This window comes from Streptomyces sp. NPDC049541, assembly GCF_044465725.1.
Classification (GTDB): Bacteria; Actinomycetota; Actinomycetes; order Streptomycetales; family Streptomycetaceae; genus Streptomyces.
In genome coordinates this window covers 215,390-238,182 of record NZ_JBITLY010000006.1, presented here as the reverse complement: position 1 = coordinate 238,182, position 22,793 = coordinate 215,390, and the positions used below count along the sequence as shown (strand labels likewise).

At 71.1% G+C, this 22,793-nt stretch carries 20 protein-coding genes; 6 read left to right on the top strand and 14 right to left on the bottom strand.

Features of this window, described 5'->3' with window-relative positions; translation table 11 throughout:
- Window positions 1-54: 54 nt before the first annotated feature.
- The 3 genes from ACIBW9_RS23615 to ACIBW9_RS23605 are packed head-to-tail and all read right to left on the bottom strand — an operon-like array spanning window position 55 to window position 3,409.
- A complete protein-coding gene (locus tag ACIBW9_RS23615; protein WP_398958040.1) occupies window positions 55-975 on the bottom strand; it encodes a MoxR family ATPase in 921 nt (306 codons plus the stop codon).
- A gap of 50 nt (window positions 976-1,025) precedes the next feature.
- Complete coding sequence (locus ACIBW9_RS23610; protein ID WP_398958038.1) at window positions 1,026-2,573, bottom strand: hypothetical protein; 1,548 nt, start codon at window positions 2,571-2,573, stop codon at window positions 1,026-1,028.
- A complete protein-coding gene (locus tag ACIBW9_RS23605; RefSeq protein ID WP_398958036.1) occupies window positions 2,570-3,409 on the bottom strand; it encodes a toll/interleukin-1 receptor domain-containing protein in 840 nt (279 codons plus the stop codon). The genes ACIBW9_RS23610 and ACIBW9_RS23605 overlap by 4 nt, the downstream gene beginning before the upstream one ends.
- A gap of 249 nt (window positions 3,410-3,658) precedes the next feature.
- On the opposite strand from ACIBW9_RS23605, the gene ACIBW9_RS23600 reads away from it, so the two are divergent.
- The 4 genes from ACIBW9_RS23600 (at window position 3,659) to ACIBW9_RS23585 (ending at window position 8,030) form a co-directional block, all read left to right on the top strand.
- Window positions 3,659-4,420, top strand: a complete 762-nt coding sequence (locus tag ACIBW9_RS23600) for a DeoR/GlpR family DNA-binding transcription regulator (protein WP_398958034.1) — start codon at window positions 3,659-3,661, stop codon at window positions 4,418-4,420.
- Window positions 4,421-4,459: 39 nt separating this feature from the next.
- On the top strand, window positions 4,460-5,407 hold the full coding sequence (gene pfkB / locus ACIBW9_RS23595) for a 1-phosphofructokinase (protein WP_398958032.1): 948 nt from the start codon (window positions 4,460-4,462) through the stop codon (window positions 5,405-5,407).
- Between the two features lie 226 nt (window positions 5,408-5,633).
- Window positions 5,634-7,721: a fructose-specific PTS transporter subunit EIIC gene (locus ACIBW9_RS23590; RefSeq protein WP_398958030.1), complete on the top strand. Its 2,088-nt coding sequence runs from the start codon at window positions 5,634-5,636 to the stop codon at window positions 7,719-7,721.
- A gap of 81 nt (window positions 7,722-7,802) precedes the next feature.
- Window positions 7,803-8,030 carry a hypothetical protein gene (locus tag ACIBW9_RS23585; RefSeq protein ID WP_398958028.1) on the top strand — a complete coding sequence of 76 codons (228 nt, stop codon included), beginning with the start codon at window positions 7,803-7,805 and terminating at the stop codon, window positions 8,028-8,030.
- Window positions 8,031-8,045: 15 nt separating this feature from the next.
- On the opposite strand, the gene ACIBW9_RS23580 is transcribed toward ACIBW9_RS23585, so the two are convergent.
- The 4 genes from ACIBW9_RS23580 to ACIBW9_RS23565 form a co-directional block, all read right to left on the bottom strand.
- Entirely contained in the window at window positions 8,046-8,792 is a 747-nt protein-coding gene (locus tag ACIBW9_RS23580; protein WP_398958026.1) for a DUF6227 family protein, read from the bottom strand.
- Window positions 8,793-8,960: 168 nt separating this feature from the next.
- Entirely contained in the window at window positions 8,961-10,199 is a 1,239-nt protein-coding gene (locus tag ACIBW9_RS23575) for an Ig-like domain-containing protein (protein WP_398958024.1), read from the bottom strand.
- 147 nt (window positions 10,200-10,346) lie between these two features.
- A complete protein-coding gene (locus ACIBW9_RS23570) occupies window positions 10,347-11,375 on the bottom strand; it encodes a P1 family peptidase (RefSeq protein WP_398958022.1) in 1,029 nt (342 codons plus the stop codon).
- A gap of 38 nt (window positions 11,376-11,413) precedes the next feature.
- On the bottom strand, window positions 11,414-12,670 hold the full coding sequence (locus tag ACIBW9_RS23565; RefSeq protein ID WP_398958020.1) for a low temperature requirement protein A: 1,257 nt from the start codon (window positions 12,668-12,670) through the stop codon (window positions 11,414-11,416).
- Between the two features lie 139 nt (window positions 12,671-12,809).
- Here ACIBW9_RS23565 and ACIBW9_RS23560 point away from each other — a divergent pair, with 139 nt between their 5' ends.
- Window positions 12,810-12,992, top strand: coding sequence for a hypothetical protein (locus ACIBW9_RS23560; protein WP_351473816.1), 183 nt, complete (start codon window positions 12,810-12,812; stop codon window positions 12,990-12,992).
- 334 nt (window positions 12,993-13,326) lie between these two features.
- Here the strand turns inward: ACIBW9_RS23560 and mscL are convergent, their stop codons facing one another.
- From mscL to ACIBW9_RS23530, 6 genes are all read right to left on the bottom strand, one after another.
- The gene (mscL, locus tag ACIBW9_RS23555) at window positions 13,327-13,785 is read right to left on the bottom strand and encodes a large conductance mechanosensitive channel protein MscL (RefSeq protein ID WP_398958018.1); all 459 of its coding nucleotides are present in this window, start codon (window positions 13,783-13,785) and stop codon (window positions 13,327-13,329) included.
- A gap of 93 nt (window positions 13,786-13,878) precedes the next feature.
- Complete coding sequence (locus ACIBW9_RS23550; protein WP_398958016.1) at window positions 13,879-14,424, bottom strand: hypothetical protein; 546 nt, start codon at window positions 14,422-14,424, stop codon at window positions 13,879-13,881.
- 173 nt (window positions 14,425-14,597) lie between these two features.
- Window positions 14,598-15,431, bottom strand: coding sequence for an S-methyl-5'-thioadenosine phosphorylase (locus ACIBW9_RS23545; protein WP_398958014.1), 834 nt, complete (start codon window positions 15,429-15,431; stop codon window positions 14,598-14,600).
- Between the two features lie 98 nt (window positions 15,432-15,529).
- The gene (locus tag ACIBW9_RS23540) at window positions 15,530-15,841 is read right to left on the bottom strand and encodes an FmdB family zinc ribbon protein (RefSeq protein ID WP_398958011.1); all 312 of its coding nucleotides are present in this window, start codon (window positions 15,839-15,841) and stop codon (window positions 15,530-15,532) included.
- 67 nt (window positions 15,842-15,908) lie between these two features.
- Window positions 15,909-17,171 (bottom strand): MFS transporter, encoded by a 1,263-nt coding sequence (locus ACIBW9_RS23535; protein WP_398958009.1) that lies wholly within the window; start codon window positions 17,169-17,171, stop codon window positions 15,909-15,911.
- A 276-nt stretch (window positions 17,172-17,447) separates the two neighbouring features.
- Window positions 17,448-18,983 (bottom strand): potassium/proton antiporter, encoded by a 1,536-nt coding sequence (locus ACIBW9_RS23530; protein WP_398958007.1) that lies wholly within the window; start codon window positions 18,981-18,983, stop codon window positions 17,448-17,450.
- A gap of 239 nt (window positions 18,984-19,222) precedes the next feature.
- Between ACIBW9_RS23530 and ACIBW9_RS23525 the strand changes: the two genes are divergently transcribed.
- The gene (locus ACIBW9_RS23525) at window positions 19,223-22,018 is read left to right on the top strand and encodes a penicillin acylase family protein (RefSeq protein WP_398958005.1); all 2,796 of its coding nucleotides are present in this window, start codon (window positions 19,223-19,225) and stop codon (window positions 22,016-22,018) included.
- Between the two features lie 73 nt (window positions 22,019-22,091).
- Here the strand turns inward: ACIBW9_RS23525 and ACIBW9_RS23520 are convergent, their stop codons facing one another.
- Window positions 22,092-22,706 (bottom strand): 5-formyltetrahydrofolate cyclo-ligase, encoded by a 615-nt coding sequence (locus ACIBW9_RS23520; protein ID WP_398958003.1) that lies wholly within the window; start codon window positions 22,704-22,706, stop codon window positions 22,092-22,094.
- Window positions 22,707-22,793 lie beyond the last annotated feature (87 nt).

The window sequence follows — 22,793 nt, the reverse complement described above, 5'->3', positions numbered from 1 at the left end:
GACGGCGCCGCAGACAACAGACGGCACAACGCGCTCTCTCCAGCGGAGCGCCCTTCACGGCTGTTCCGCCTCCGTCCACGCCCACACCGTGTCCAGGGCCTCCTGCCAACTGCGCTCCTCGGCCAGGGAGGCCAGTGCCCCCTGGGTCGTCAGGTGCAGGGCGCCCAGGAGACGGCGCACCACCGGGCCTCGGGCCGCCTCGGCGCGGTCCAGGAACGCGGCCAGGACGTCCTCCGCGAGGCCTTGCGGGAAGCGTGCGGCCGCGATGGCCTGCAGCGCCGCCCGGTCCGGCCGCGCCAGCGTCAACGGCACGCACTGCGCGGCCAGCGCAGGCGCAATGTCGCGGTCGCCGCCGGTGGTGATCACCACGAGGGGGAAGGCGTGGCACTGCACGGCCCCGCCGCGCAGCGCCACCGCGGCCTCCGCGTCGTCGTCGGTCGCCACCTGCGCGGGAGCCCCGGGCACCGTGAACCCGCCCGCGTCCAGCACCGTGCACAGATCCTCCGGCAGCGCGATCTCCGCCCGGTCCAGCCGGTCGAGGAGCAGTACCCGTGGTCTGCGGTACGGCAGGAAGGCGGTGCCCAGCGGGCCGAGCCGGCCGGACCCGTCGTAGAGGCCTTCCTGAAGGGTGGACACGCTGGTGAGGCGCCAGCGCAGCACCCGGCCGAGGCCCAGCTCGCGGCTGATCCGGTACGCGAGTGCCGACCTGCCGCTGCCGGGTTCGCCGGTCACCAGCAGCGGGCGGCACAGCGCCAGCGCCGCGTTGACCCGCTCGGCCTCGCCGGGCGCGGCCGGCAGGGGCTTCGTCCCGTCCCCGAGCACGGACGACGCATACGGGTCGTCGGGCGGCGCGGGCAGGCAGGGGCCGTTGTGGAACCGGCGCCAGGGTGGCGGCTCCGGCCAGGTGCCGGCGGCCGAAGAGCCGGGCAGGCCGGTTCCTCGGTAGACGCCCCAGGGCTCGGCGGTCGGCGACATCAGCGGTGTCCTCTCCGGTCGTACGGCTGTGCACGTGCCCCCGCCCGCGGTCAGGCCGGGTCCGGATCCATCGGGTTGCGTTCGGCGTCGTCCCACAGGACCGTCAGATGGCGGCCGATATGGCCGTTGCGGACGGTGGCGGCGGCCTCGCCGTGGTGGCCCGCGGCCTCGCGGCGATACGCGTCGACCCTGGCCGGGAACCGCTTCAGGCCGCCGCGGAGCAACTCGTCCAGGACCTCCCGCAGCCCCGACGTGGCCCGGTCGGCCCGGTTCCAGATCACCACCGGCAGGCCCAGGCGCAGCGCGGTGTGCAACTCCTCGCTGCCGTGCCCGGTGCCGGTCAGCGGCGGTTCGCTCAGCACCAGGGCGACCAGGTGCTCGTCCTCGCCGAGACGCTGCTCCAGGGCGTGCGGCGCACCGGAGCGGGCCCGGGTGTCGGCCGCGTAACAGACCGAGCGCGAGGGCGGCTCGTCCGCGCCGAGCTGCCGCCAGCGGGTGTTCCAGAACTCGTGCCACTCCCGGGTCTGCAGGCGGTCCAGGCTGCGGATGACCACCGGGAACTCGCTCGCCGACGTCGCCTGCGAGGCCCAGTCCCAGTCGTGCGGCCACCACTCCACCGGCAGGTTCAGAAGCTCGAACGGCAGTACGAACTCCAGGAAGAGCGGCGCCGGTTCGGCCGCATCGGAGATCCCCGCCCGCCGGTGCCGCTCGGTCTGCCGGACGATCGAGCCGACCACGTCCTCCAGCTGCTCCACCGGCACCTGGTGCCGCGGCTGCCCCTGCACCCAGCCGCGGCCCGGCCCGTCCGACATGTGCGAGGGGAACACGTTGTACTGGGTGTTGTTCAGCGGGTCCGCCTCGATACGGATCGCCAGGTACCGCCTCAGCTGCCGGGCCACCCCGGACACCGACGCCCCGCGCGCCCGGTTCCGCTCCTCGTCCAGCAGCTCGGACAGGCCCAGGCCCAGCGACCAGTGCCGGTTGCGGGCCATCACCTCCTCGCAGAGCTCCCGGCTCATGTACGGGGCGCACACGTCCAGGTGGAGCATCCACGGAGGCAGCTCACCGGGTGCCGTGTTCTGCCCGGCGAGATAGAGGAAGTCGTGCCACGGGTTCTCGGCGTGCGGCGGCGGTTCGCTCAGCCGCTTCCCGGTGGCGAGCCAGACCAGGGCGGAGCGCATTTTGTACGGGTACGGCAGTGGCTGCAGCGGCTGCAGCGCCTCGGCGAGATACTGCCAGGACCCGAGGACCGCCAGCCCCTCCAGCGAGCCCACCGCGGTCCACTCGTCGGCGAGCCGCTGCACGGCGAACACCTGCGGACAGTACGGGTCCATCCCGTGCACCACGCCCGCCAGCACCGACAGCCCGTCCGGGTCCACGGAGCAGTGCCGGAACACGTGCAGGAACTGCTCGGCCGCGGTGTCCTCGTCCCGCGTGGCGAGCGGACGCCCGGTCTCCCGGCCCACCGCGGCGACCAGCTCTGCGCGCCCCTCGGCCGAGCCCAGCGCACGCATGTCGAGCAGCGTGTGCGCCGTCCGCGCGCCGATCCACTTGCGTATCCAGGAGGCGTTGCGGTCCTCGCCGCCCGCCTCCGTCAACGCGGTCCCTCCGAGCGGGGGAAGGGGGGCGCCACGGTGGGTTTGGAGCGGCCGGTGCGGGCCCCGCCGACGCCCGCCAGCAGCTGCTCCTGGGCCGACTCGACGCTCAGCTCCGGCGAGGACAGATCGATGTACACGACCGAGGCCAGCAGGCCCTGCGGTGCACACCGGTGGACCATCACCGGCACGAGATTGCGCAGCAGACCGGTCGGGTCGCCGTTCTGGACCGCCTGCCACTCCAGCCGGCCGTAGACGGACTCCAGATACGCCGGGGAGAGGACCGCGATGGTGCGCTCGCACTGTGTCACGCCCCCGTCCATGCCGAACAGCCAGTTGGTGCCCGGGACGAAGTCCCAGTCCTGCACCAGGACGCTGTAGCCCGCCTTCTCCAGCTGCCACGCGATCCACACGGCCCATCTGCGGTCCGCGGCGGTGTACGAGACGAAGAAGTCCCGGCGCTCGTCGATCCGGTGCGCCGGTACTCCGGCCCCGTTGACGGCCGCAGGCGCCCGGGCCAGCCGCTGGCGCACCAGCTCGCCCACCACATGGGAGGTCCAGCTCGGGCCCTCGATCTGCTCCACCGCGTGTGCCAGCGCCATCAGACCACCCTGCTGCTCCTCGCAGTACCGCACCAGCTCCAGGAACTCGCGCATCAGGCTCGGCGGGTCCGCCGCCTCCGGCGGCTGCTCCAGCTCCGCCCCGACCAGCTCGAACAACAGTGCCCGGGTCAGACCGTCCGCGAGCTTGGGCGAGGCGAGCAGCGCCTGGACCACATTGATGGGCCAGCTGCGACCGCCGTCCGCCCGGGCAAGCGGGTTGGGGTCGTCCGTGTCCACAACACCCCCCGAAGAAGTTGCGTCCCGCCGTCCAGGATACGGACGGGGTGACAGCCCGTCAGGGCTTCCGCAGTCGGCTGCTCACTTCTGGGCACGGTTCTCGGCACGGATCCCGGAGCGATCTCGTGTATCTGGCATCGATGCCCGTTTGTGTCTGAGTTGTGCCCGAACCTGTTTACTTTCCAGAAATCCGGGCGTAGCCTCCGAGTGAAACCACAAGTTCGGGCATGAGGTCGGAGGTGAACGGACATGTACGCACCGGAGCGGCAGCAGGAGATCCTCCGGCTTGCCCGTGACGGCGGGCGGGTGGACGTGGTGTCGCTGGCCGAGGAGTTCCAGGTGACGGCGGAGACGATCCGCCGGGACCTGAAGGCCCTCGACCGTGCGGGGCTCGTCCGGCGGGTGCACGGCGGTGCCATACCGGCCGGGCGGCTCGACTTCGAGCCCGACCTCGCCGAGCGCGAGGGCACCTCCACCGACGAGAAGGACCGCATCGCCAAGGCCGCCCTCTCGGAGCTGCCGAGCGAGGGCACGGTGATCCTCGACGCCGGTACGACGGTGGCGAGGCTCGCCGCCGCGCTGCCCCTGGAGGCGTCCCTCACCGTCGTCACGCACAGCCTGCCGATCGCGGCCCGCCTCGCGGACCACCCCGGCATCCAGCTCCACCTCGTCGGGGGTCGGGTACGGCACCGTACGCGCGCCGCCGTGGACGCCTGGGCACTGCGGGCCTACAGCGAGATCCGGGCGGACGTGCTGTTCGTCGCGGCCAACGGCTTCTCCGCCGACCACGGTCTGACCACCCCCGACCTCGCCGAAGCCGCGGTCAAGCGCGCGGCGGTGGCCGCGGCCCGCCGGGTGGTGCTGCTCGCCGACTCGTCCAAGCACGGCCAGGAGCACTTCGCCCGCTTCGGCGACCTGAGCGACGTCGACCTGCTGATCACCGACAGCGGGCTCAGCCCGGAAGACGCCACCGCCATCGAGCGCGGCGGCACGGAAGTGCTGTGTGTGTAGAGCGGCACGGAAGTGCTGTGTGTCGAGAAACGAGTGCGCATGATCCTCACCGTCACCCCGAACCCGTCCCTGGACCGTACGTACGAGGTCCCCTCGCTCGACCGTGGCGAGGTCATCCGCGCCACCGGTGAACGCATGGACCCGGGCGGCAAGGGCGTGAACGTCTCGCGTGCGGTCGCGGCCGCCGGGCAGCGCACGGTCGCGGTGCTGCCCCTGGGCGGTGCGCCGGGCGCGCTCGTCGCCGAGCTGCTCGACGCGCAGGGCATCGAGGTCGCGCCGGTCCCGGTCGCCGGGGCCACCCGCTCGAACATCGCGCTCGCGGAGGCGGACGGGGTGCTCACGAAGATCAACGCTCCCGGTCCCGAGCTGTCGGCCCAGGAGCAGGAGCTGTTGCTCAACACCGTGCACCGGCAGTCGCCCGACGCGGACTGGATCGCCTGCTGCGGAAGCCTGCCGCGGGGGCTCGCGCCGGCCTGGTACGCCGATGTCGTCGCCCGGGTGCACGCCGGGGGCGCGCGGATCGCTTTGGACACCTCCGGGCCCGCTCTGCTCGAGGCGCTGCGTGAGCGGCCCGACGTGGTGAAGCCCAACGCCGAGGAGCTCGCGGAGGCCGTCGGACGCCCCCTGTTCACCGTGGGCGACGCGGTGAAGGCGGCCGAGGAGCTGCGCGAGCTGGGCGCCCGCGCCGTCCTCGCGAGCCTGGGCGCCGACGGACAGCTGCTCGTGGACGCCTCGGGCGTCTGGTTCGGCAGCGCGCGCGTGGACACCGTACGCAGCAATGTGGGTGCCGGGGACTCCTCGCTGGCCGGATTCCTGATCGCAGGCGGCAGCGGCCCGGAGGCCCTGGCCTCGGCGGTCGCCCACGGCGCGGCGGCCGTCCAGCTGCCGGGCAGCGTGATGCCGACGCCGCGGGACCTGGACCCGGCGGCGGTGACGGTGACGGCCGACGTGCCGGTGGATCGTGTACTTGAGGAGCCGGTGTCATGACGTACAGGCGAAAGACGGCGTACCGCGACCCCGTGGCGGAGCCGCGCACGGACACAGCCAGTGGGGCACCAGGGCGGCGAGGCTCCCCGTTACTCCTCGCGGCCGACCGGAGGCGGGGTTTCCCCGGCCCCGCCTCCACCTCCACTGATCCCACCCCCCGCAGCACCCCCGTCCCCACCCCCGCCCACCCCACCCCCCGGGCGATACGCGTGCGAAGGAGCCCGCGATGAGCGACATGATCACCGCGGACCTGGTCGACCTCGACCTGTCCGCCGATACGAAGGAAGCGGCGGCGCGTGCCCTCGCCGAGCGCATGGTGGCCCTCGGCCGGGTGACCGACCTGGACGGCTTCCTCGCCGACGTGGCCGCCCGCGAGGCACAGATGCCCACCGGCCTCGACGGCGGCATCGGCATCCCGCACTGCCGCAGCGAGCACGTGACCGAGCCGACGCTGGCCTTCGGGCGCAGCGCCGCCGGCATCGACTTCGGCGCGGCGGACGGCCCCGCCGACCTGATCTTCCTGATCGCGGCCCCCGCCGGCGCTGACGACGCCCACCTCACGATCCTGTCGTCGCTGGCCCGGCAGCTGATGAACGCCGAGTTCACCGACGCGCTGCGGTCGGCGGGCGACGCGGCGGCCGCGGCCGCACTGATCCGCGGGGACGAGCCGGCCGCGACCGGCTCCGAAGACTCCGCTGCGGCGTCGGGGGCGGCCTCCGCCGACGCCGCAGCGGGCAGCACGGCCCCGGCGCCGGGTGAGAGCGTCGAGGACGCGTCCGCCCCGGCGCCGGGCGCCCCCGCCGCGGACGAGCGCCCCTTCCGTATCGTCGCCGTCACGTCCTGTCCGACCGGCATCGCGCACACGTACATGGCGGCCGAGTCGCTGGAGAACGCGGGCCGCGAGGCGGGCGTCGAGGTCACCGTCGAGACGCAGGGCTCGGCCGGCTTCACCCGGCTCGACCCGGCCGTCATCGCCGCGGCGGACGCCGTGATCTTCGCGCACGACGTCCCCGTACGGGAGAAGGAACGCTTCGCCGGAAAGCCGACCGTGGATGTCGGCGTGAAGGCCGGCATCAACCGGCCCGGCGAGCTGATCACCGAGGTGCGCGGCAAGGCCGAGCGCGGTGAGGTGACCGCGGGGGCCGCCCCCGGCACCCCGGTCGAGCGCGCCGGTGAGTCCGGCGAGGGCTACGGCACCAAGCTGCGCAAGTGGCTGATGTCCGGCGTGAGCTACATGGTCCCGTTCGTCGCGGCGGGCGGTCTGCTGATCGCCCTCGGCTTCGCGATCGGTGGCTACAAGATCAAGTCGGCGCCGTCGGTGATGGACCACTTCGTGTGGACGCAGACCGACAGCTGGGCCGCGCTGATGTTCCAGATCGGCGCCGTGGCCTTCGGCTTCCTGGTCCCGGTCCTGGCGGGCTACATCGCCTACGGCATGGCGGACCGGCCGGGCCTGGTCCCCGGCTTCGTGGGCGGCATGATCGCCTCCACCATCAACGCGGGCTTCCTCGGCGGCCTGGTCGCCGGTCTGCTCGCCGGTGGTGTGGTGATGGCGATCCAGAAGATCAACATCCCGGCGGTGCTGCGCGGCATCATGCCGGTGGTGGTGATCCCGCTGATCTCCTCGGCGGTCGTCGGGTTCCTGATGTTCGTCGTGGTCGGCAAGCCCATCGCCTCGGCCCAGAAGGGCATGACCGACTGGCTGAACGGCCTCTCCGGCTCCAACGCCATCCTGCTCGGCCTGCTGCTCGGCCTGATGATGTGCTTCGACCTCGGCGGCCCCGTCAACAAGGTCGCGTACACCTTCGCCACGGCCGGGATCGCGGTCTCCAACCCGAGCGACTCCGCGATGAAGATCATGGCCGCGGTGATGGCCGCCGGCATGGTCCCGCCGCTGGCGATGGCGCTGGCCACCACGGTCCGCGGGAAGCTCTTCACCGAGACCGAGCGTGAGAACGGCAAGGCCGCCTGGGTGCTGGGTGCCTCCTTCATCTCCGAGGGCGCGATCCCCTTCGCCGCGGCCGACCCGCTGCGCGTCATCCCCTCCTCGATGGCGGGCGGCGCGATCACCGGGGCCCTGTCGATGGCCTTCGGCGCCACCCTGCGCGCCCCGCACGGCGGCATCTTCGTGGTCCCGCTGATCGGCAACGCCTTCCTCTACCTGATCGCCATCGCGGTCGGCGTCTGCGTCAGCGCCACGCTGGTGGTCTTCCTGAAGGGCATGCGCAAGTCGGCACCGGGGGCCGTGAAGCCCGGCACCACGGACGACAGCTCGACGGCGACGGCCCAGGCGAAGCAGCCGGTGGCGGCGTAACCGCCGGGTGCGCCCATCCCTTTGGTGGGATACATCACGGTCCGGGACCAAAGTCCCGGACCGTGATGTCTACTGGGGCGCATGCCCGATGAGCACGTCTCGATCCTCCAGTCGCTGGGCGTGGCCGTCCTCGCCTTCGCGGCCGTCGTCTGGGTGCTCGGCCTGCTCGGCGTCGTGCGCCGCGGCCGCTCCCCGCAGGTCCTCCCGCAGCAGCGGCAGGCGCCTCCCCACCGGGAGTCCGTGGAACTGACCCCGGCGGAGCGGGCCGCCTTCGCGGGCCTGGTACGACAGCTCAGCGACGGCCCCTGAGGGGCCGGCCGGCGGTCAGGAGACCTGCGCCGCCCGCCGCTCCATCGCGTCCCGGGCCGCGTCCTCGCTGTCGTACACCTCGCACATGTGCCGTCCGTCGGGTGTCGCGGTGTGCTCGACCTCCCACAGGGAGACCTCCACGCCGTCACGCAGCAGGAACGCGTGCTCGTAGAGCGAGAAGTACAGCCCGGCCCGCCCCGCGCGGCACGGGCGCCCGAAGGCCTGTGTGATCTGGTGCGCGAACGCCGTCGTGAGCAGCGCGGCCGTCTCCGCGCCCGGCCGGTCCGGGTTCTCCGCGCGGCGCAGCAGCCGGCGCGCATGATCCGCGGAGTCGTCCGGCAGATACGCGTGCCGAGGCGCCGGGACCGGCGACAGCTGCACCGTCACCGGAAGCTCGAAGTCCGGCGCGTCCGGAGACAGCGGCAGCCGGGCGGTGGCCGCACGCAGCTCCTCCTCGTCGACATACACCTCGTGCTGCGCGGGGCTGCCCGGGGCGGTGTTGTGCACGAGCTCCCACAGCGTGAGCGCCGAGCCGTCGACCAGCAGCCAGGTGTGCCGGTACGTCTCGCGGTGCAGCCCCGCGCTGTGGTGCGCGGAGTGCAGCGAACTGTCGTGCGCCAGCGCGCTGTCCAGCTGCCGTATCGTCTCGTCCGGCAGCTCGAAGGAGTTCAGGGCACGGCCGAGGAGTCGCTCGAGATGCTCCTCCGGAGACTCGGGCGACTCGGCTGGTTCGTACGCTGCCGTCTCGTACGGAACGCTCAAGGTTTCTCCCGGCGTTGCTGCATGTCACCTTGTGGGTGCATACCGTAGCCCCTCGGTCGGACATCATGTCCGGGAACCGAGAAAACGTACGCACAGAAAACGCGCGGGCCGTGTGAGAAGTTCCCACACGGCCCGACGATCTGTCAGAAAGTGCTGCTCAGACGGCGATCAAGCGGCACTCCCCGCCACCCACTCGCTCCACGGCATGTTCCAGCCGTTGAGCCCGTTGTCGGGGGCGACCGTCTTGTCGGGGGAGTTCTTGACGATCACGACGTCGCCGATCAGCGAGTTGTCGTAGAACCACTTGGCGTTCGTGGCGCCCTGGGCGCCCTGCACGTCCGCGAGCCCGACGCAGCCGTGGCTGGTGCCCTGACGGCCGAAGGGCGGATTGCCCCTGTTGTACCAGTAGTTCCCGTGGATGAAGGTGCCGGACCGGGTCAGACGCATCGCGTGCGGCACATCCGGGATGTCGTACTCGCTGCCCAGGTCCACCGACTCGCTGTTCATGCGCGTCTGCACGAACTTCTCGGAGATCACCATCTGCCCGTTGTAGGTCGTGTGCTCCGGGCTGCCCGAGGAGATCGGCACCGACTTGAGTGTCTGGCCGTCCCGCACGACCGTCATGGTCTGCGTGTTCACGTCCACCGTGGAGACCTGCGAGCGCCCGATGGTGAAGGTGACGGTCTTCTTCTGCACCCCGAAGACGCCGTTCGCGCCCTCGACGCCGTCCAGGTCGATCTTCATCGTGACCTTGGAGCCGGCCTTCCAGTACTCCTGGGGCCGGAAGTCGAGCCGCTGCGCCCCGAACCAGTGCCCGACCACCTTCTGCCCACTGCTCGACGTGACCGTGATGTGCGACTGCACGGCCTTCTTGTCGCTGATCGCCTTGTCGAAGTCGAACGACACCGGCATGCCCACGCCGACCGTCGTCCCGTTGTCCGGTGTGTACGTCCCGATGAAGCTGTTGGCCGAAGTGACGGTGGTGAAGATCGAGTTGGCGGCCGCCGTACGGCCGCTGCCGTCCTTCGCGGTCGCCGAGATCTGGTACTTCGTCCCGCGCTCCAGCTGCCCCTTGGGCTTCCACGTCCCGCCGTCCGCGGATACCGCCCCCGGAACCGCCTGACCCGACCCGGCCACCGTCATCTTCACCTCGGTCAGCCTGCCGTCGCTGACCTTCACACCGGTCGTGTTGATCGACGCGTCGGTCGAGCCGTCCTTCGCCGAGATGACGATCTTCGCCGTCGATGTCCTGGACGAGCTCCCGCCGCCCTTGCTGTTGCTCGGGGAGTTCGAGGAGTTGGCGTTGGCGTCGCCACCGCAGGCGGTCAGGGTGAGGGCGCCGACCATCAGGGCGGCACAGGCTCCCAGTACGCGTACGCGCCGCGCGGCAATGTCCGGCGTTGTCACGGGCTGCTCCAGGTTCGTGTGATGTGCGTTGTCCGTTCCAGTGCGTGGGAAAGGAGGGATTCGGCGGACCGTGAGGTTCCCTCCGAGCGCGATGAACGCGATCACGTGACAGAACCGGGACAATCGCGGGCGAACGCAGCCCTGTTGTTACCGACTCCCGTACAACTCCTCGTACGACGGCCACATCCCGCCGGGCCCGTCCACCGGCTCGGCGGCGCGCACGGCCCGCACGATCGCCCGTGTCACCAGGTCCGCGCCGGCCGCGAGGATCTCGTTCAGCGCGAGCGGGTGCCCCGCGTCGAGCGGGCGCGCTCCGGTCGCCAGGGCGAACACCGTGTCCCCGTCGTTGAGCAGATGCACCGGCCGCACGGCCCGCGCGATGCCGTCGTGCGCCGTACCGGCCAGCTTCTGCGCCTGCGCCTTCGACAGGTCCGCGTCGGTGGCGACCACGGCGAGCGTGGTGTTCAGGGGCGGGACCCCGTTCTTCTGCGCGGCCTCGGCCAGGCGCAGGCGCGCGGCCTCATGGACGTGCGGCTCGGGACAGTTCACGCGCCCCTGGAACAACTCCCCGTACAGGACGCCCGTTTCCGGATCCATCGCCGACCCCACCGCGTTGGCCACCACCAGGGCAGCCACCGTGACCCCGGAGCCGAGCACCGTGCTCGCGGTGCCGACCCCGCCCTTCACCGGCCCCACGGCTGCCCCGGTGCCCGCGCCCACGCATCCTTCCCGCACCCGCGCCCCGACCGCGCTCGCCGCGGCCGCCTCGATGGCCGCCCGGCCGGTGGCGGCGTCGGGCCTGGCCCGGAAGTCGCCGCCCCGTCCGAGGTCGAAGACACAGGCGGCGGGCACCACCGGGACCACGTGCGCAGGGTCCACCCCCACGCGCACCCCGCGCCCCTGCTCCTCCAGCCAGGCCATCACCCCCGACGCCGCATCGAGCCCGTAGGCGCTGCCGCCGGTCAGCACGATCGCCTCGACCTTCTGCACGAGGTTGCGCGGGTCGAGCGCGTCGGTCTCCTTGGTGCCGGGACCGCCGCCGCGCACGTCCACGGCGGCGACGGCGCCGCCTTCCGGGGCGAGGACGACCGTGGTGCCGGTGAGCCACCCGCCGCCGGTGCGCGTCGCATGCCCCACCCGCACCCCGGTGACGTCCGTCAAAGCGTCAACTGTCATGGAGTCAGTCTCGCCCGACCCGGCACGGCAGCGCCCCGTCAGCCGACCGGACTCGTCGTGCGCTGCCCGCTCGATCCGCTCGCCCCACGCTCCCCGGCGCCCCTGCGTGCCGCCAGCACCACCCCGGACGCCACCGCCAGCGCCGAGACCAGGCCCGCCGCGAACACCGCCCAGTGGCCCAGGAAGGTGCAGACGATCACGAGCAACGCCGTGCCCGGCAGCACCAGTTGCTGGGCGATGCCCACCTTGTAGTAACGCGAGTGCAGTGCCCACACGGTGAGCAGATACAGCGCCGTCGGGAGGGTCACCGCCGCCGACGCCTCCAGCGTGGAGATGTGCGCCTTGCCGACCGCCTGCTCCACCGCCACCTCCAGGCCCGCCCCGACCGCGGCCGCCGAGGCGAAGATCAGATAGTGGCCGTAGCCCCACAGGAACGCCTGCCCGTTGGTACGCAGATGACCGTGGATCGGCACCGCGAAGTAGATCCACCAGGCGGCGAAGATGATCAGTAGCCCGCCCGCCGCGATGGGCAGCAGATCGCCCAGCGCGTCGTTCTCGTCGATGCCCGACTTCACCGCGACGGTGGCCGCCGCGATGGTCTCGCCGAGCACGATGATCGTGAACAGCCCGTACCGCTCGGAGATGTGGTGCGGATGCCAGGACGTGGGGTGGTCCTTCTCCGCGTACGGCGGCACGCACATCTCCAGGACCGCCATCACCACGAAGACCCACACCCGGGCACCCACCGGCAGCACCACCAGACCGAGCCAGCCGACCATGCACAGCGACACACCCGCGGCATAGCGCAGCCCCATGGTCCGCTCGGCGCCCTCGGTCGACCGTGCCGCACGCAGCCACTGCGCCGTCATGGCGACGCGCATGATCACATAGCCCAGCCAGACCACCAGGAACTCGTGCTTCTCGAACGCCCGGGAGATCCCGGCCGCCAGCACCAGCACCCCGGCGATCTGGACCAGGGTGACGACCCGGTAGAGCACGTCGTCGTTGTCGTACGCCGAGGCGAACCAGGTGAAGTTCATCCACGCCCACCAGATGGCGAAGAACACCATCCCGTAGTTGAGGATCCCCTCGCCCACGTGCCGGGAGGCGATGGCGTGCACCAGCTCCACGCCCGCCTGGGCGACGGCCACCACGAAGCAGAGGTCGAAGAAGAGCTCCAGCGGCGAGGCGACGCGGTGCGCCTCCTCGCGGCCCCGGGCCGCGAGTCTGCGCAGTGGCCGGCGGTTCGCCGGCGGGCCGGAGGACGCGGGCGGCGGAGTCGAGCTGGTCGTCATGGGACCAAGCACAGCAGATAACCGGCGGGAATTCCTTGGCGGCAGTCAGGGGCCGCCCGCACGGCGCACGGCCCGCAGGCCGGGCGGGCCACCGGCCCGACCCGGCCGCCGCGCACCCCCGGGGCCGTACCCTGGACGCATGACCTCCGCCCCCGCCCCCGAGCCGCGCGCTCCGAAGCCCGCGCTGATCTTCGACGACCCGCTGGACCAGCAGTCCTCGGACGACACCGACCGCGGCTGGGGTGAGAGGCCGCGCTCCGACGGGGACTCCGCGGCCGACCTGAAGCGCTTCCTCGACGAGAAGCCGCCCCACCACCTCTGAGCGGCGCGGGCAGCTGCCGCCAGGCCCTGTCGTTTGGATCAGGTCGGCCGTAGGGAACCGCGCCTTGCAGCCGCCCCGAGCGGGGTCATGAGGGGTCCCCCCCCGCTCGAGCGAAGCCGAGAGTGGGGGAGCGTGCAGCTGCAAGGCGGAGGAGGCTGTGACATCAGCCGCGGCCGCGGCGGGCGACGCGGAGCGATGGGGGCCCCTCCTGCTCGAGCGAAATTCGAGAGTGGGGGAGAGTGACGACAACGCCGCTGGGGCCCCCACGCCCTTGAGGCAGTGGGGGGAGGGCGTGCCACCCCCCGCGACGCCGAGCTGATCCGAACGGTATGGCCTAGTGCCCGTCGCGCCCGGTCGCGCGCTGTGCGACCAGTTCGTCGCGGATCTGCTTCAGCACCTCCAGTTCGGTCACCTCGATCACCTCGTGGGTGCCCTCCCGCGCCTTGCGGCGGGCCTCCACGCGGGCCAGGTACTTCGCCATCGGCAGCACCATCAGGAAGTACACGACGGCCGCCGTGATCACGAAGCTGAGGGTGGCGCCGAGGACCGAGCCCCACATGAGCTGGATCCCGTGGTTGCCCGGGCACGACTCGCTCAGGCACGACTTGTAGTTGTCGAGGTTCGTGGTGCCGATCGCCCCGACCAGCGGGTTGATGAGCCCCTTCACCACCGAGTTCACGATGTTGGTGAACGCGGCGCCGATCACCACCGCCACCGCCAGATCGACGACGTTCCCGCGCATCAGGAAGGCCTTGAAGCCCTGCCAGATGTTCGGTTCCTTCTTCTCGCTCACCTCGGGTCCTCTTCTCGCGCGCACAGCTTGGGGAACAAACAGTTCCGCAACCTACGGCACCGCGGGACCGCCCTGCCCGTCCGGGTGGCCGGATCAGCACACCGTCACCGCCAGCCGTGCCGTGGCGCTCGCGCCGGCGAGGTGCGCCGCGGTGGAACGAGGAACCGAGAGCACCACCAGCGCCCCGCTGTCGGCCCCGCTGTCCAGGGGCTCGGGCACCTTGGTCACCCGTGCCCCGCGCGCGACCACGCGGGCATCGCCGCCCGTCGCCGTCTCCTGGGCGGCGACGACGTCCACCCGGTCGCCGGGCCTGAGCAGCCGGACCGTGGCCCCGTCGGCGATCCGCACCGGCGCCGCCACCATCTCGACGGCGCGGTGCTTGCGTACGGGATCCGCCACCGGATGCCCACGCGCCGGAGCGGTGACCCGTGGCCCTGCGGCCACCAGCGCGGCCGCGGTCACCGCGAGGCCCGCGGCCACGGCCCGCCTCCGGTGCCGTACGAGCCGCCGTAGCTGATACCGGCCGCCGCGCACCCGCACGGGAGCGAAGTGCGGGACCTCGCAGGTGGCGGGGGCGTCGGTGCCGGGCGGGCGCGGGGCGGAAGGGGAGGGGAAGAGGGACGGGGGAGGGAGGGACATGCGGATCACCGCCTGCGTCGAGGAGCCATCGAGGAATCGCCTTGCAGGCCCACGATGAGGCCTCGCCGCGATCTCTGCCGACGCCGGTGGACTACCGACGGGTTGTGGACAACTCCCTCACCGGAACGGGGAGTTCCGGAATCCCGAACCGCCCGAGGCTCCCCCGGCTCCCGTTACGGCAGCTCGAACCCCGGATCCATCCCGCCCAGCGCGTTCGTGCACAGGCAGTCCCGGTCCTCGTTCGCCGGCAGGGCGGCCACCGCGTCGAACAGCACGCCCCGCAGCCGGTCCACATTCGCGGCGAACACCCGCAGCACCTCGTCGTGCGAGACGCCCTCACCGGTCTCGGCGCCCGCGTCCAGGTCGGTGACCAGCGTCATCGTCGAGTAGCACAGTTCCAGTTCACGGGCGAGCGCCGCCTCGGGATGCCCGGTCATGCCGACCACCGACCAGCCCTGCGCCTGATGCCACAACGATTCTGCGCGGGTCGAGAAGCGCGGCCCCTCGACCACGACCAGGGTGCCGCCGTCCACCGGCTCCCAGTCCCGGCCGCGCGCGGCCTTCAGGGCGGCCGCACGTCCGACGGGGCAGTAGGGATCGGCCAGGGACACATGCACCACGTTCGGGATGGTGCCGCCGGGCAGCGGCAGTCCGTCGAAGTACGTCCCCACCCGGGACTTCGTACGGTCGACCAGTTGGTCCGGCACGAGCAGCGTCCCCGGCCCGTACTCGGGACGCAGCCCGCCCACCGCGCACGGACCGAGCACCTGGCGCACGCCGAGCGAGCGCAGCGCCCACAGGTTGGCCCGGTAGTTGATCCGGTGCGGCGGCAGATGGTGGCCGCGGCCGTGGCGGGGCAGGAAGGCGACCCGCCGGCTGGCGAGCTCACCGAGGAAGAGGGAGTCGCTGGGCGGTCCGTAAGGGGTGTCCACCTGGACCTCGGTCACGTCGTCGAGGAACGAGTAGAAGCCCGAGCCGCCGATTACACCGATCTCTGCGTTCGCCATGGCCGCACAGTATCCGGCGCCGACGGCGTGCGGTCAGGGGGATCAGGAGACGGCGAGAACCCTGCCGTCGTACGACGGCAGGGTCCCGTGAGCAAGTCCTAGGCGGCGGAGCTGCTGCTGGAGGTGGTGCCGGTGCTCGACGGCTTCGAGTCCGAGGACGACGAGGACGGAGCCGAGGACGAGGTGGACGTCGACGACTTCGAGGACGACGACGGCGAGCTGCTCGACGAGGAGCCGCGGCTGTCGTTCCGGTAGAAGCCCGAGCCCTTGAAGACAATGCCGACCGCGGAGAAAACCTTCTTCAGGCGGCCACCGCAGTTGGGGCACTCGGTCAGAGCGTCGTCGGTGAACTTCTGCACCGCCTCGAGGCCCTCGCCGCATTCGGTGCACTGGTACTGGTAGGTGGGCACTGTCTTCCTCCTGGCACTCTCACTCAATGAGTGCTAACGAAGGTCCATAGTGACGTATTCCTGAGGATCAGTCCACCGTCAACGGCACTCGGTGACCCACGCCACGTGCGACGGTCAGGCTGCGGGGCCGCGTCACGAGCCGTGACCGAAGGGTCAGGAGGGTCGTCAGCGCCAGTACGGTACCGGCCATCGGCACCAGGAATCCGGCCCCGCCCCAGAAGCGGTCCTCCAGCTGTCCGGCGACCGTGACGGCCGCGGCCTGGCCGAGTGCCACCGCGCCGGTCAGCCAGGTGAAGGCCTCGGTGCGGGCGCCGGCCGGGACCAGGCCCTCGACCAGCGTGTAGCCGGTGATCAGCGCGGGCGCGATGCACATGCCGACGAGCAGGCCGAGACCGGCCAGCAGCAGCACCGAGTGGGCGGCCCACAGACCGGAGGCCGCCAGGGCGAGGGCGCCGTACCCGAGGACGAGTCGCCGCTGCGGGGCGACCTTCCAGGCGACGGCGCCGCAGACGATGCCGGAGAGCATGTTGCCCGCCGCGAAGACCCCGTAGAGGACGCCGTTCAGGCCGGGCTCGCCGATCGACTCGGTGAACGCGGCCAGCGAGACCTGCATCCCGCCGAAGACGGAGCCGATGCCCAGGAAGGCCACGACCAGAACGCGCACCCCGGGGACGCGCAGCGCGGAAGCGTGCTCCACGCGCGCGTGCCCCGTCGCGGTGACCGCGGGCTGTGTGCTCTTCTGCGCGGCGAACAGCAGACCGCCGACGAGCGTCAGCGAGGCCTCGGTCACCAGGCCGGCGGCCGGGGTGACGGCGGTGCACAGGGCGGTGGCGAGCAGCGGTCCGAAGACGAAGGTCAGCTCGTCCGTGACCGACTCGAAGGCGGCAGCGGTGGTCATCAGGGGCGAGCCCTGGAGCTTCACGCCCCAGCGGGCGCGCACCATGGGCCCGACCTGCGGCACCGAGGCGCCGGTCGGCACGGCCGCCGCGAACAGGGCCCACAGGGGTGCGTGGGCCAGCGCGAGCGCGGTGAGGGTCAGGCCCGACAGGGCGTGCAGCAGCACGCCGGGCACCAGCACGGCGCGCTGCCCGTAGCGGTCCGCGAGACGGCCGCTGTAGGGCGCGAACAGAGCCATGGAGACGCCGGTGACGGCCGCCGCGGCGCCCGCCGCGCCGTAGGAGCCGGTGGTGTGCTGCACCAGCAGCACGAGGGAGATGGTGAGCATCGCGAACGGCTGGCGTGCCGCGAAGCCGGGGAGCAGGAACGTCCAGGCGCCGCGGGTGCGCAGCAGCTGTCCGTAGCCCGGGCGGGAGGTGACCGTGGATGCCACGGCCCGTGCCTTTCTGCCGCCTGGTAGCGCGGCCCCCTGTGGCGGGCGGCGCCGAGAGCTGTCCTCTTGCGCGGAACTGCGGTAGATACCGGCGGTCCACTGTCTGGGACGTCCCGGCCGCCATACGGTCGCGCCAGCACTGCGTCAGGCAGAGTTGGTTCGATCTGGGTGCGCCTTCATCGTACAGGGATCAGCGCCTGATGTGCCTGTGAATACGAGCACGATGCGGGCGTTCACCTGCGATTACCCAGGGTGTGAACCGTACGAAACACACCATTAACGCCCGGCTCCCGCCCCGTTCGTCCCGAGCCATCCGGCCAGCTTGCCGCCGTGGCCGACCGAGCGCAGTCGCCGCTCGGCCGCGTCCCGCACCGGGTCCGTGGTGACGACGAGTAGTTCGTCGCCGCGCCGCAGCACCGTGGTGGGCAGGGGGACAAACGATTTTCCTTCGCGGACGACCAGGGTGACGGCCGCTCCGGCCGGCAGGCGCAGCTCGGCCACCTCGACGCCGTGCATCTTCGAGCCCTCGGGGATCGCGACGGACAGCAGATGCCCGCGCAGCCGCTCCAGCGGGGCCGACTCGATGCCGAGGTCGGCGGCCTCCGCGTCCTCGCCCAGCCGCAGCTTGCGGGCGAGCCAGGGCAGCGTCGGCCCCTGGACCAGGGTGTAGACGACGACCAGCACGAAGACGATGTTGAAGATCCGGCGGCTGGCGTCGACGCCCTGCACCATCGGGATCGTCGCCAGGATGATGGGGACCGCGCCGCGCAGCCCGGCCCAGGACATCAGGGTCTGCTCCTGCCACGGCACCCGGAACGGCGTCAGGCACAGCACCACGCTCAGCGGGCGCGCCACCATGGTCAGCACCAGGCCGATGACGAGGGCGGGCACCACGTCGTCGCCGAGCTCGTGCGGGGTGACCAGCAGGCCGAGCAGGACGAACATGCCGATCTGGGCGATCCAGCCGAGTCCGTCGGCGAAGCCGCGGGTGGCGGGCCAGTGGGGCAGCTTGGCGTTGCCCATCACCATCGAGGCGAGGTAGACGCCCAGGAAGCCGCTGCCGTGCGCCAGTGCGCCGCCCGCATAGGCGGTGACGGCGATCGCCATCACGGCGATCGGGTAGAGGCCCGAGGCGGGCAGCGCCACATGCCGAAGACCCCAGGAGCCGAGCCAGCCCACCGTGAGACCGATGGCCGCGCCGATGGCGAGCTCCAGGGCTATCTCGCCCAGCAGCACATACCAGTGGTCGACCGGGCCGGCCGTGGAGAAGGCGACCACCAGGATGACCACGGGGGCGTCGTTGAAGCCGGACTCGGCCTCCAGCGTGCCCGTCACGCGCGCGGGCAGGGGAATCTTCCGCAGCACCGAGAAGACCGCCGCCGCGTCCGTGGAGGAGACCACCGCCCCGACGATCAGCGCCTGCCGCCACTCCAGCCCGATCAGGAAGTGCGCGGCCGACGCCGTGACCCCGACGCTCACCGCGACCCCGCCCAGTGCCAGTGCGGAGGCGGCCGGCAGGGCCGGCTTGATCTCCTTCCACTTCGTGCCGAGACCGCCCTCGGCCAGGATCACGACCAGGGCCGCGTATCCGATGACCTGGGTCAGTTCGGCGTTGCTGAAGTGGATGTCGCCGATGCCGTCCTGGCCCATGAGGACCCCGATCCCCAGGTACACGAGCAGGCTGGGGAGCCCGCTGCGCGAGGAGATCCGGACCGCTGCCACGGCGACGAGCAGGACGAGCGAGCAGACGAGCAGAAGCTGGTTGAGGTGGTGGACAGTCAGCGGCCGTTCCCTTCCCTGACTCACACGCATCCCGCGTGGGAGCTCACGTACATAGGACACGAAGCCGAGAAACTCCGCACCCAAGTACTTCGTTACCTTACCTAACTCTTGACGATTTCTTGACGCTCGCCGAGGCAAGATCGAACGCCCGCCCGGTCTCGTTCCCGACTCCGCGTCAAGGGGCACAGGGCCCTCGCCTATGGTTGCTCCAGCGCTCATTCAAAGTCACAGCCCCGCCTGCCGCTCGCGTTAGGACAGCAAGGACAGCGATGCCCCCCAACATCACCGCCACAACGGGTGACAAGCCCGGCAAGTCCGGCAGGAAGAAGGGGCGCAAAGCCCGATTGGTCGTGCTGGTCCTGGTCCTGGCCATCATCGGAGGCATCGCCTACGGGGCGTACTGGTCCATCAGCACCGTCCGCGCCTCGTTCCCGCAGACCAAGGGCTCGATCACGCTCGACGGCCTGTCAGGACCCGTCGACGTGAAGCGCGACGGCAACGGCATCCCGCAGATCTACGCCTCCTCCGACGAGGACCTGTTCATGGCGCAGGGCTACGTCCAGGCGCAGGACCGGTTCTACGAGATGGACGTGCGCCGCCACATGACCTCCGGCCGGCTGTCGGAGATGTTCGGCAAGGACCAGGTCAAGGACGACGAGTTCCTGCGCACCCTGGGCTGGGACCGGGTGGCGAAGAAGGAGTACGACACCAAGTTGTCGGCCTCCACCAAGAAGTACCTCCAGGCCTACGCCAAGGGAGTCAACGCCTACTTGCAGGGCAAGGACGGCAAGGACATCTCCCTGGAGTACGCGGCCCTGGGCTTCGTCAACGACTACAAGCCGGCGCAGTGGACCCCGGTCGACTCGATCTCCTGGCTGAAGGCGATGGCCTGGGACCTGCGCGGCAACATGCAGGACGAGATCGACCGCGCCCTGATGACCAGCCGTCTCGGCCCCAAGCAGATCGCCGACCTGTACCCGGAGTACCCGTACAGCCGCAACAAGGCGATCGTCCAGGAGGGCCAGTACAACGCGCTCACCAGGACGTTCGAGCAGAACGGCAGCTCGTCCACGAGCGGTGCGTCCGGTACGGCGGGCACGTCGGGGAGCGGCGCGACCGGCGCGTCCTCGTCGGCGGCCGGCTCGGCTCTGACGAGCCAGCTGTCGGGTCTCTACAAGGTCCTGGACAACGTTCCCACGGCCGTCGGCGTGAACGGCCAGGGCATCGGCTCCAACTCCTGGGTCGTCGCCGGGAATCACACCATCACCGGCAAGCCCCTGCTGGCCAACGACCCGCATCTGTCGGCCTCGCTGCCCTCCGTCTGGTACCAGATGGGCCTGCACTGCCGCACGGTCTCCAGCAAGTGCCAGTACGACGTGACCGGTTACACCTTCGCGGGCATGCCGGGCGTGGTCATCGGCCACAATCAGGACATCGCCTGGGGCATGACCAACTCCGGTGTCGACGTCACCGACCTGTACCTGGAGAAGGTCTCCGGCGACGGCTACCTCTACGACGGCACGGTGCGGCCGTTCAGGACCCGCGAGGAGACCATCAAGGTCGCCGGCGGCGCGTCCAAGACGATCGTCGTGCGCCAGACCGCCGACGGGATGCCCCTGCTCTCCGACCGCGACGACGAACTGGTGACGGTCGGCAAGAAGGCCACCGTGAACACCGCGGCGCCCGACCGCGGCGACGGCTACGGCATCGCGCTGCGCTGGACCGCGCTCGACCCGGGCACCTCCATGGACGCCGTCTTCGCCATGGACAGGGCGTCCAACTGGAGCGACTTCCGTGCCGCGGCCGCCCTGTTCGACGTGCCCTCGCAGAACCTGGTCTACGCCGACAAGGACAACATCGGCTACACGCTGCCCGGGAAGATCCCCACGCGCGCGAAGAAGGACGACGGCTCGATCCCGGCGCCGGGCTGGGACTCCAGCTACAAGTGGACCGGATACATCCCCAAGGACGCGCTGCCGTACGAGTTCAACCCCAAGCGCGGCTACATCGTCACCGCCAACCAGGCAGTGATCGACAAGGACAAGTACCCCTACACGCTCACCACCGACTGGGGCTACGGCACCCGCAGCCAGCGCATCACCGACCTGATCGAGTCGAAGATCAGGGGCGGCGGCAAGATCTCCACCGACGACATGCGCCAGATGCAGCTGGACAACAGCAGCGAGATCGCCAAACTGCTCGTGCCCAAGCTGCTGAAGATCGACATCACGGACAAGGACGTCCGCGGGGCGAAGGCGGTCCGCGAGGCGCAGGACCTCCTGGAGGGCTGGGACTACACCCAGGACGCCGACTCGGCGGCGGCCGCCTACTTCAACTCCGTCTGGCGCAACATCCTCAAGCTCGCCTTCGGTAACAAGCTGCCCAAGGAGCTGCGGGTCGACGGCCAGTGCCTGTGGGTCGATCCGGTCAACAGCACCGGGCCCGCGGACGAGACGAACAAGGTGCGCGAGTGCGGCGAGCGCGCCGCCGACCAGGCGCAGCCGGACGGCGGCGACCGCTGGTTCGAGGTCGTCCGCAACCTCGTGGACGACCAGAAGAGCGACTGGTGGTCCACGCCCAAGTCGCTCACCCGGCCCGGAGCGAGCGACAACCGCGACGACCTGTTCAAGCGCGCCATGATCGACGCCCGCTGGGAGCTGACGGCCAAGCTCGGCAAGGACATCGATACCTGGAGCTGGGGCCGGCTGCACCGGCTGTTCCTGAAGAACCAGACCCTCGGCACCGACGGCCCCGCCTTCGTGAAGTACATCCTCAACCGCGGCCCCTGGAAGCTCAGCGGCGGCGAGGCGACGGTCAACGCCACCGGCTGGAACGCGGCGGGCGGCTACGGCGTGGTGTGGGTGCCGTCGATGCGCATGGTGGTCAACCTCGCCGACCTCGACAAGTCGAAGTGGATCAACCTCACCGGCGCCTCGGGGCACGCCTACAGCGCCCACTACACCGACCAGACGAGCAAGTGGGCCAAGGGCGAACTGCTCGACTGGAACTTCTCGGACAAGGCCGTCGACAAGAACACCAGCGACACCCTGGTCCTGAAGCCCTGAGCCACCGGCCCTGGATCACGGGTCACCCGCCAGGCACGGAAAGTGCCCTCCACACGCGCGTGGAGGGCACTTCTCAGGTGAACCGCCGTACCCCCGACGGTGTCACCACCGCGTGCACCGGCCGGTCGTGCGCCTCCTCCGGGACATGCCCGACGACCTCGGAGTCGTACAGCAGCACCACCAGCGCGGGACGGGCCTCCGCGCGCTCCAGACGCGTGAGGACACGGTCGTACGACCCTCCGCCGCGCCCCAGCCGCATTCCGCGGGCGTCGACGGCGAGACCGGGCAGCAGCACGACGTCGGCACCGGTCACGGCGTCCGGTCCGAGGCGTTCGCCGGCGGGCTCGAAGAGGGCCATTTTCCCGCCGTGTTGGATGCGCGCGAGGGAGCCCTCCCCGGCGTAGGCGCCCCAGTCCAGATCGTTGTCCGGGAGAAGGGCGGGAAGCAGGACGCGCACGCCCCGCTCGCGCAGCGCGTCCAGCAGCGCGAGCGTGCCCGGCTCGCTCCCTACGGAGACGTACGCCGCCACCGTGCGCGCATGCGCCAGCTCCGGCAGCTCCAGGGCGCGGCCGGCCAGCGCGTCCGCGGATTCCCGCACGTCATCGGCTGTCAACCTGTTTCTCACGGCGAGGATCTCTCGCCGCAACATTCGCTTGTCAGCCTCGGTAGCACGTCCGATCTGACTCATAGGTCGTACCCGTACCCTTCTATATGTGCTCATATGAGAGCCAATTAACCGGAGCCTCAGATTCCCTGCCAAGGCACCGGATAAGGT

Bases quoted from the DNA above. Each gene is read 5' to 3' on its own strand.
- ACIBW9_RS23615 (WP_398958040.1), bottom strand. From the start codon at position 975: ATGTCGCCGACCGCCGAGCCCTGGGGCGTCTACCGAGGAACCGGCCTG.
- ACIBW9_RS23545 (WP_398958014.1), bottom strand. From the start codon at position 15,431: ATGGCGAACGCAGAGATCGGTGTAATCGGCGGCTCGGGCTTCTACTCG.
- pfkB (WP_398958032.1), top strand. From the start codon at position 4,460: ATGATCCTCACCGTCACCCCGAACCCGTCCCTGGACCGTACGTACGAG.
- ACIBW9_RS23590 (WP_398958030.1), top strand. From the start codon at position 5,634: ATGAGCGACATGATCACCGCGGACCTGGTCGACCTCGACCTGTCCGCC.
- ACIBW9_RS23520 (WP_398958003.1), bottom strand. From the start codon at position 22,706: ATGAGTCAGATCGGACGTGCTACCGAGGCTGACAAGCGAATGTTGCGG.
- ACIBW9_RS23570 (WP_398958022.1), bottom strand. From the start codon at position 11,375: ATGACAGTTGACGCTTTGACGGACGTCACCGGGGTGCGGGTGGGGCAT.
- ACIBW9_RS23585 (WP_398958028.1), top strand. From the start codon at position 7,803: ATGCCCGATGAGCACGTCTCGATCCTCCAGTCGCTGGGCGTGGCCGTC.
- ACIBW9_RS23525 (WP_398958005.1), top strand. From the start codon at position 19,223: ATGCCCCCCAACATCACCGCCACAACGGGTGACAAGCCCGGCAAGTCC.
- ACIBW9_RS23550 (WP_398958016.1), bottom strand. From the start codon at position 14,424: ATGTCCCTCCCTCCCCCGTCCCTCTTCCCCTCCCCTTCCGCCCCGCGC.
- ACIBW9_RS23600 (WP_398958034.1), top strand. From the start codon at position 3,659: ATGTACGCACCGGAGCGGCAGCAGGAGATCCTCCGGCTTGCCCGTGAC.
- ACIBW9_RS23530 (WP_398958007.1), bottom strand. From the start codon at position 18,983: ATGCGTGTGAGTCAGGGAAGGGAACGGCCGCTGACTGTCCACCACCTC.
- ACIBW9_RS23565 (WP_398958020.1), bottom strand. From the start codon at position 12,670: ATGACGACCAGCTCGACTCCGCCGCCCGCGTCCTCCGGCCCGCCGGCG.
- ACIBW9_RS23560 (WP_351473816.1), top strand. From the start codon at position 12,810: ATGACCTCCGCCCCCGCCCCCGAGCCGCGCGCTCCGAAGCCCGCGCTG.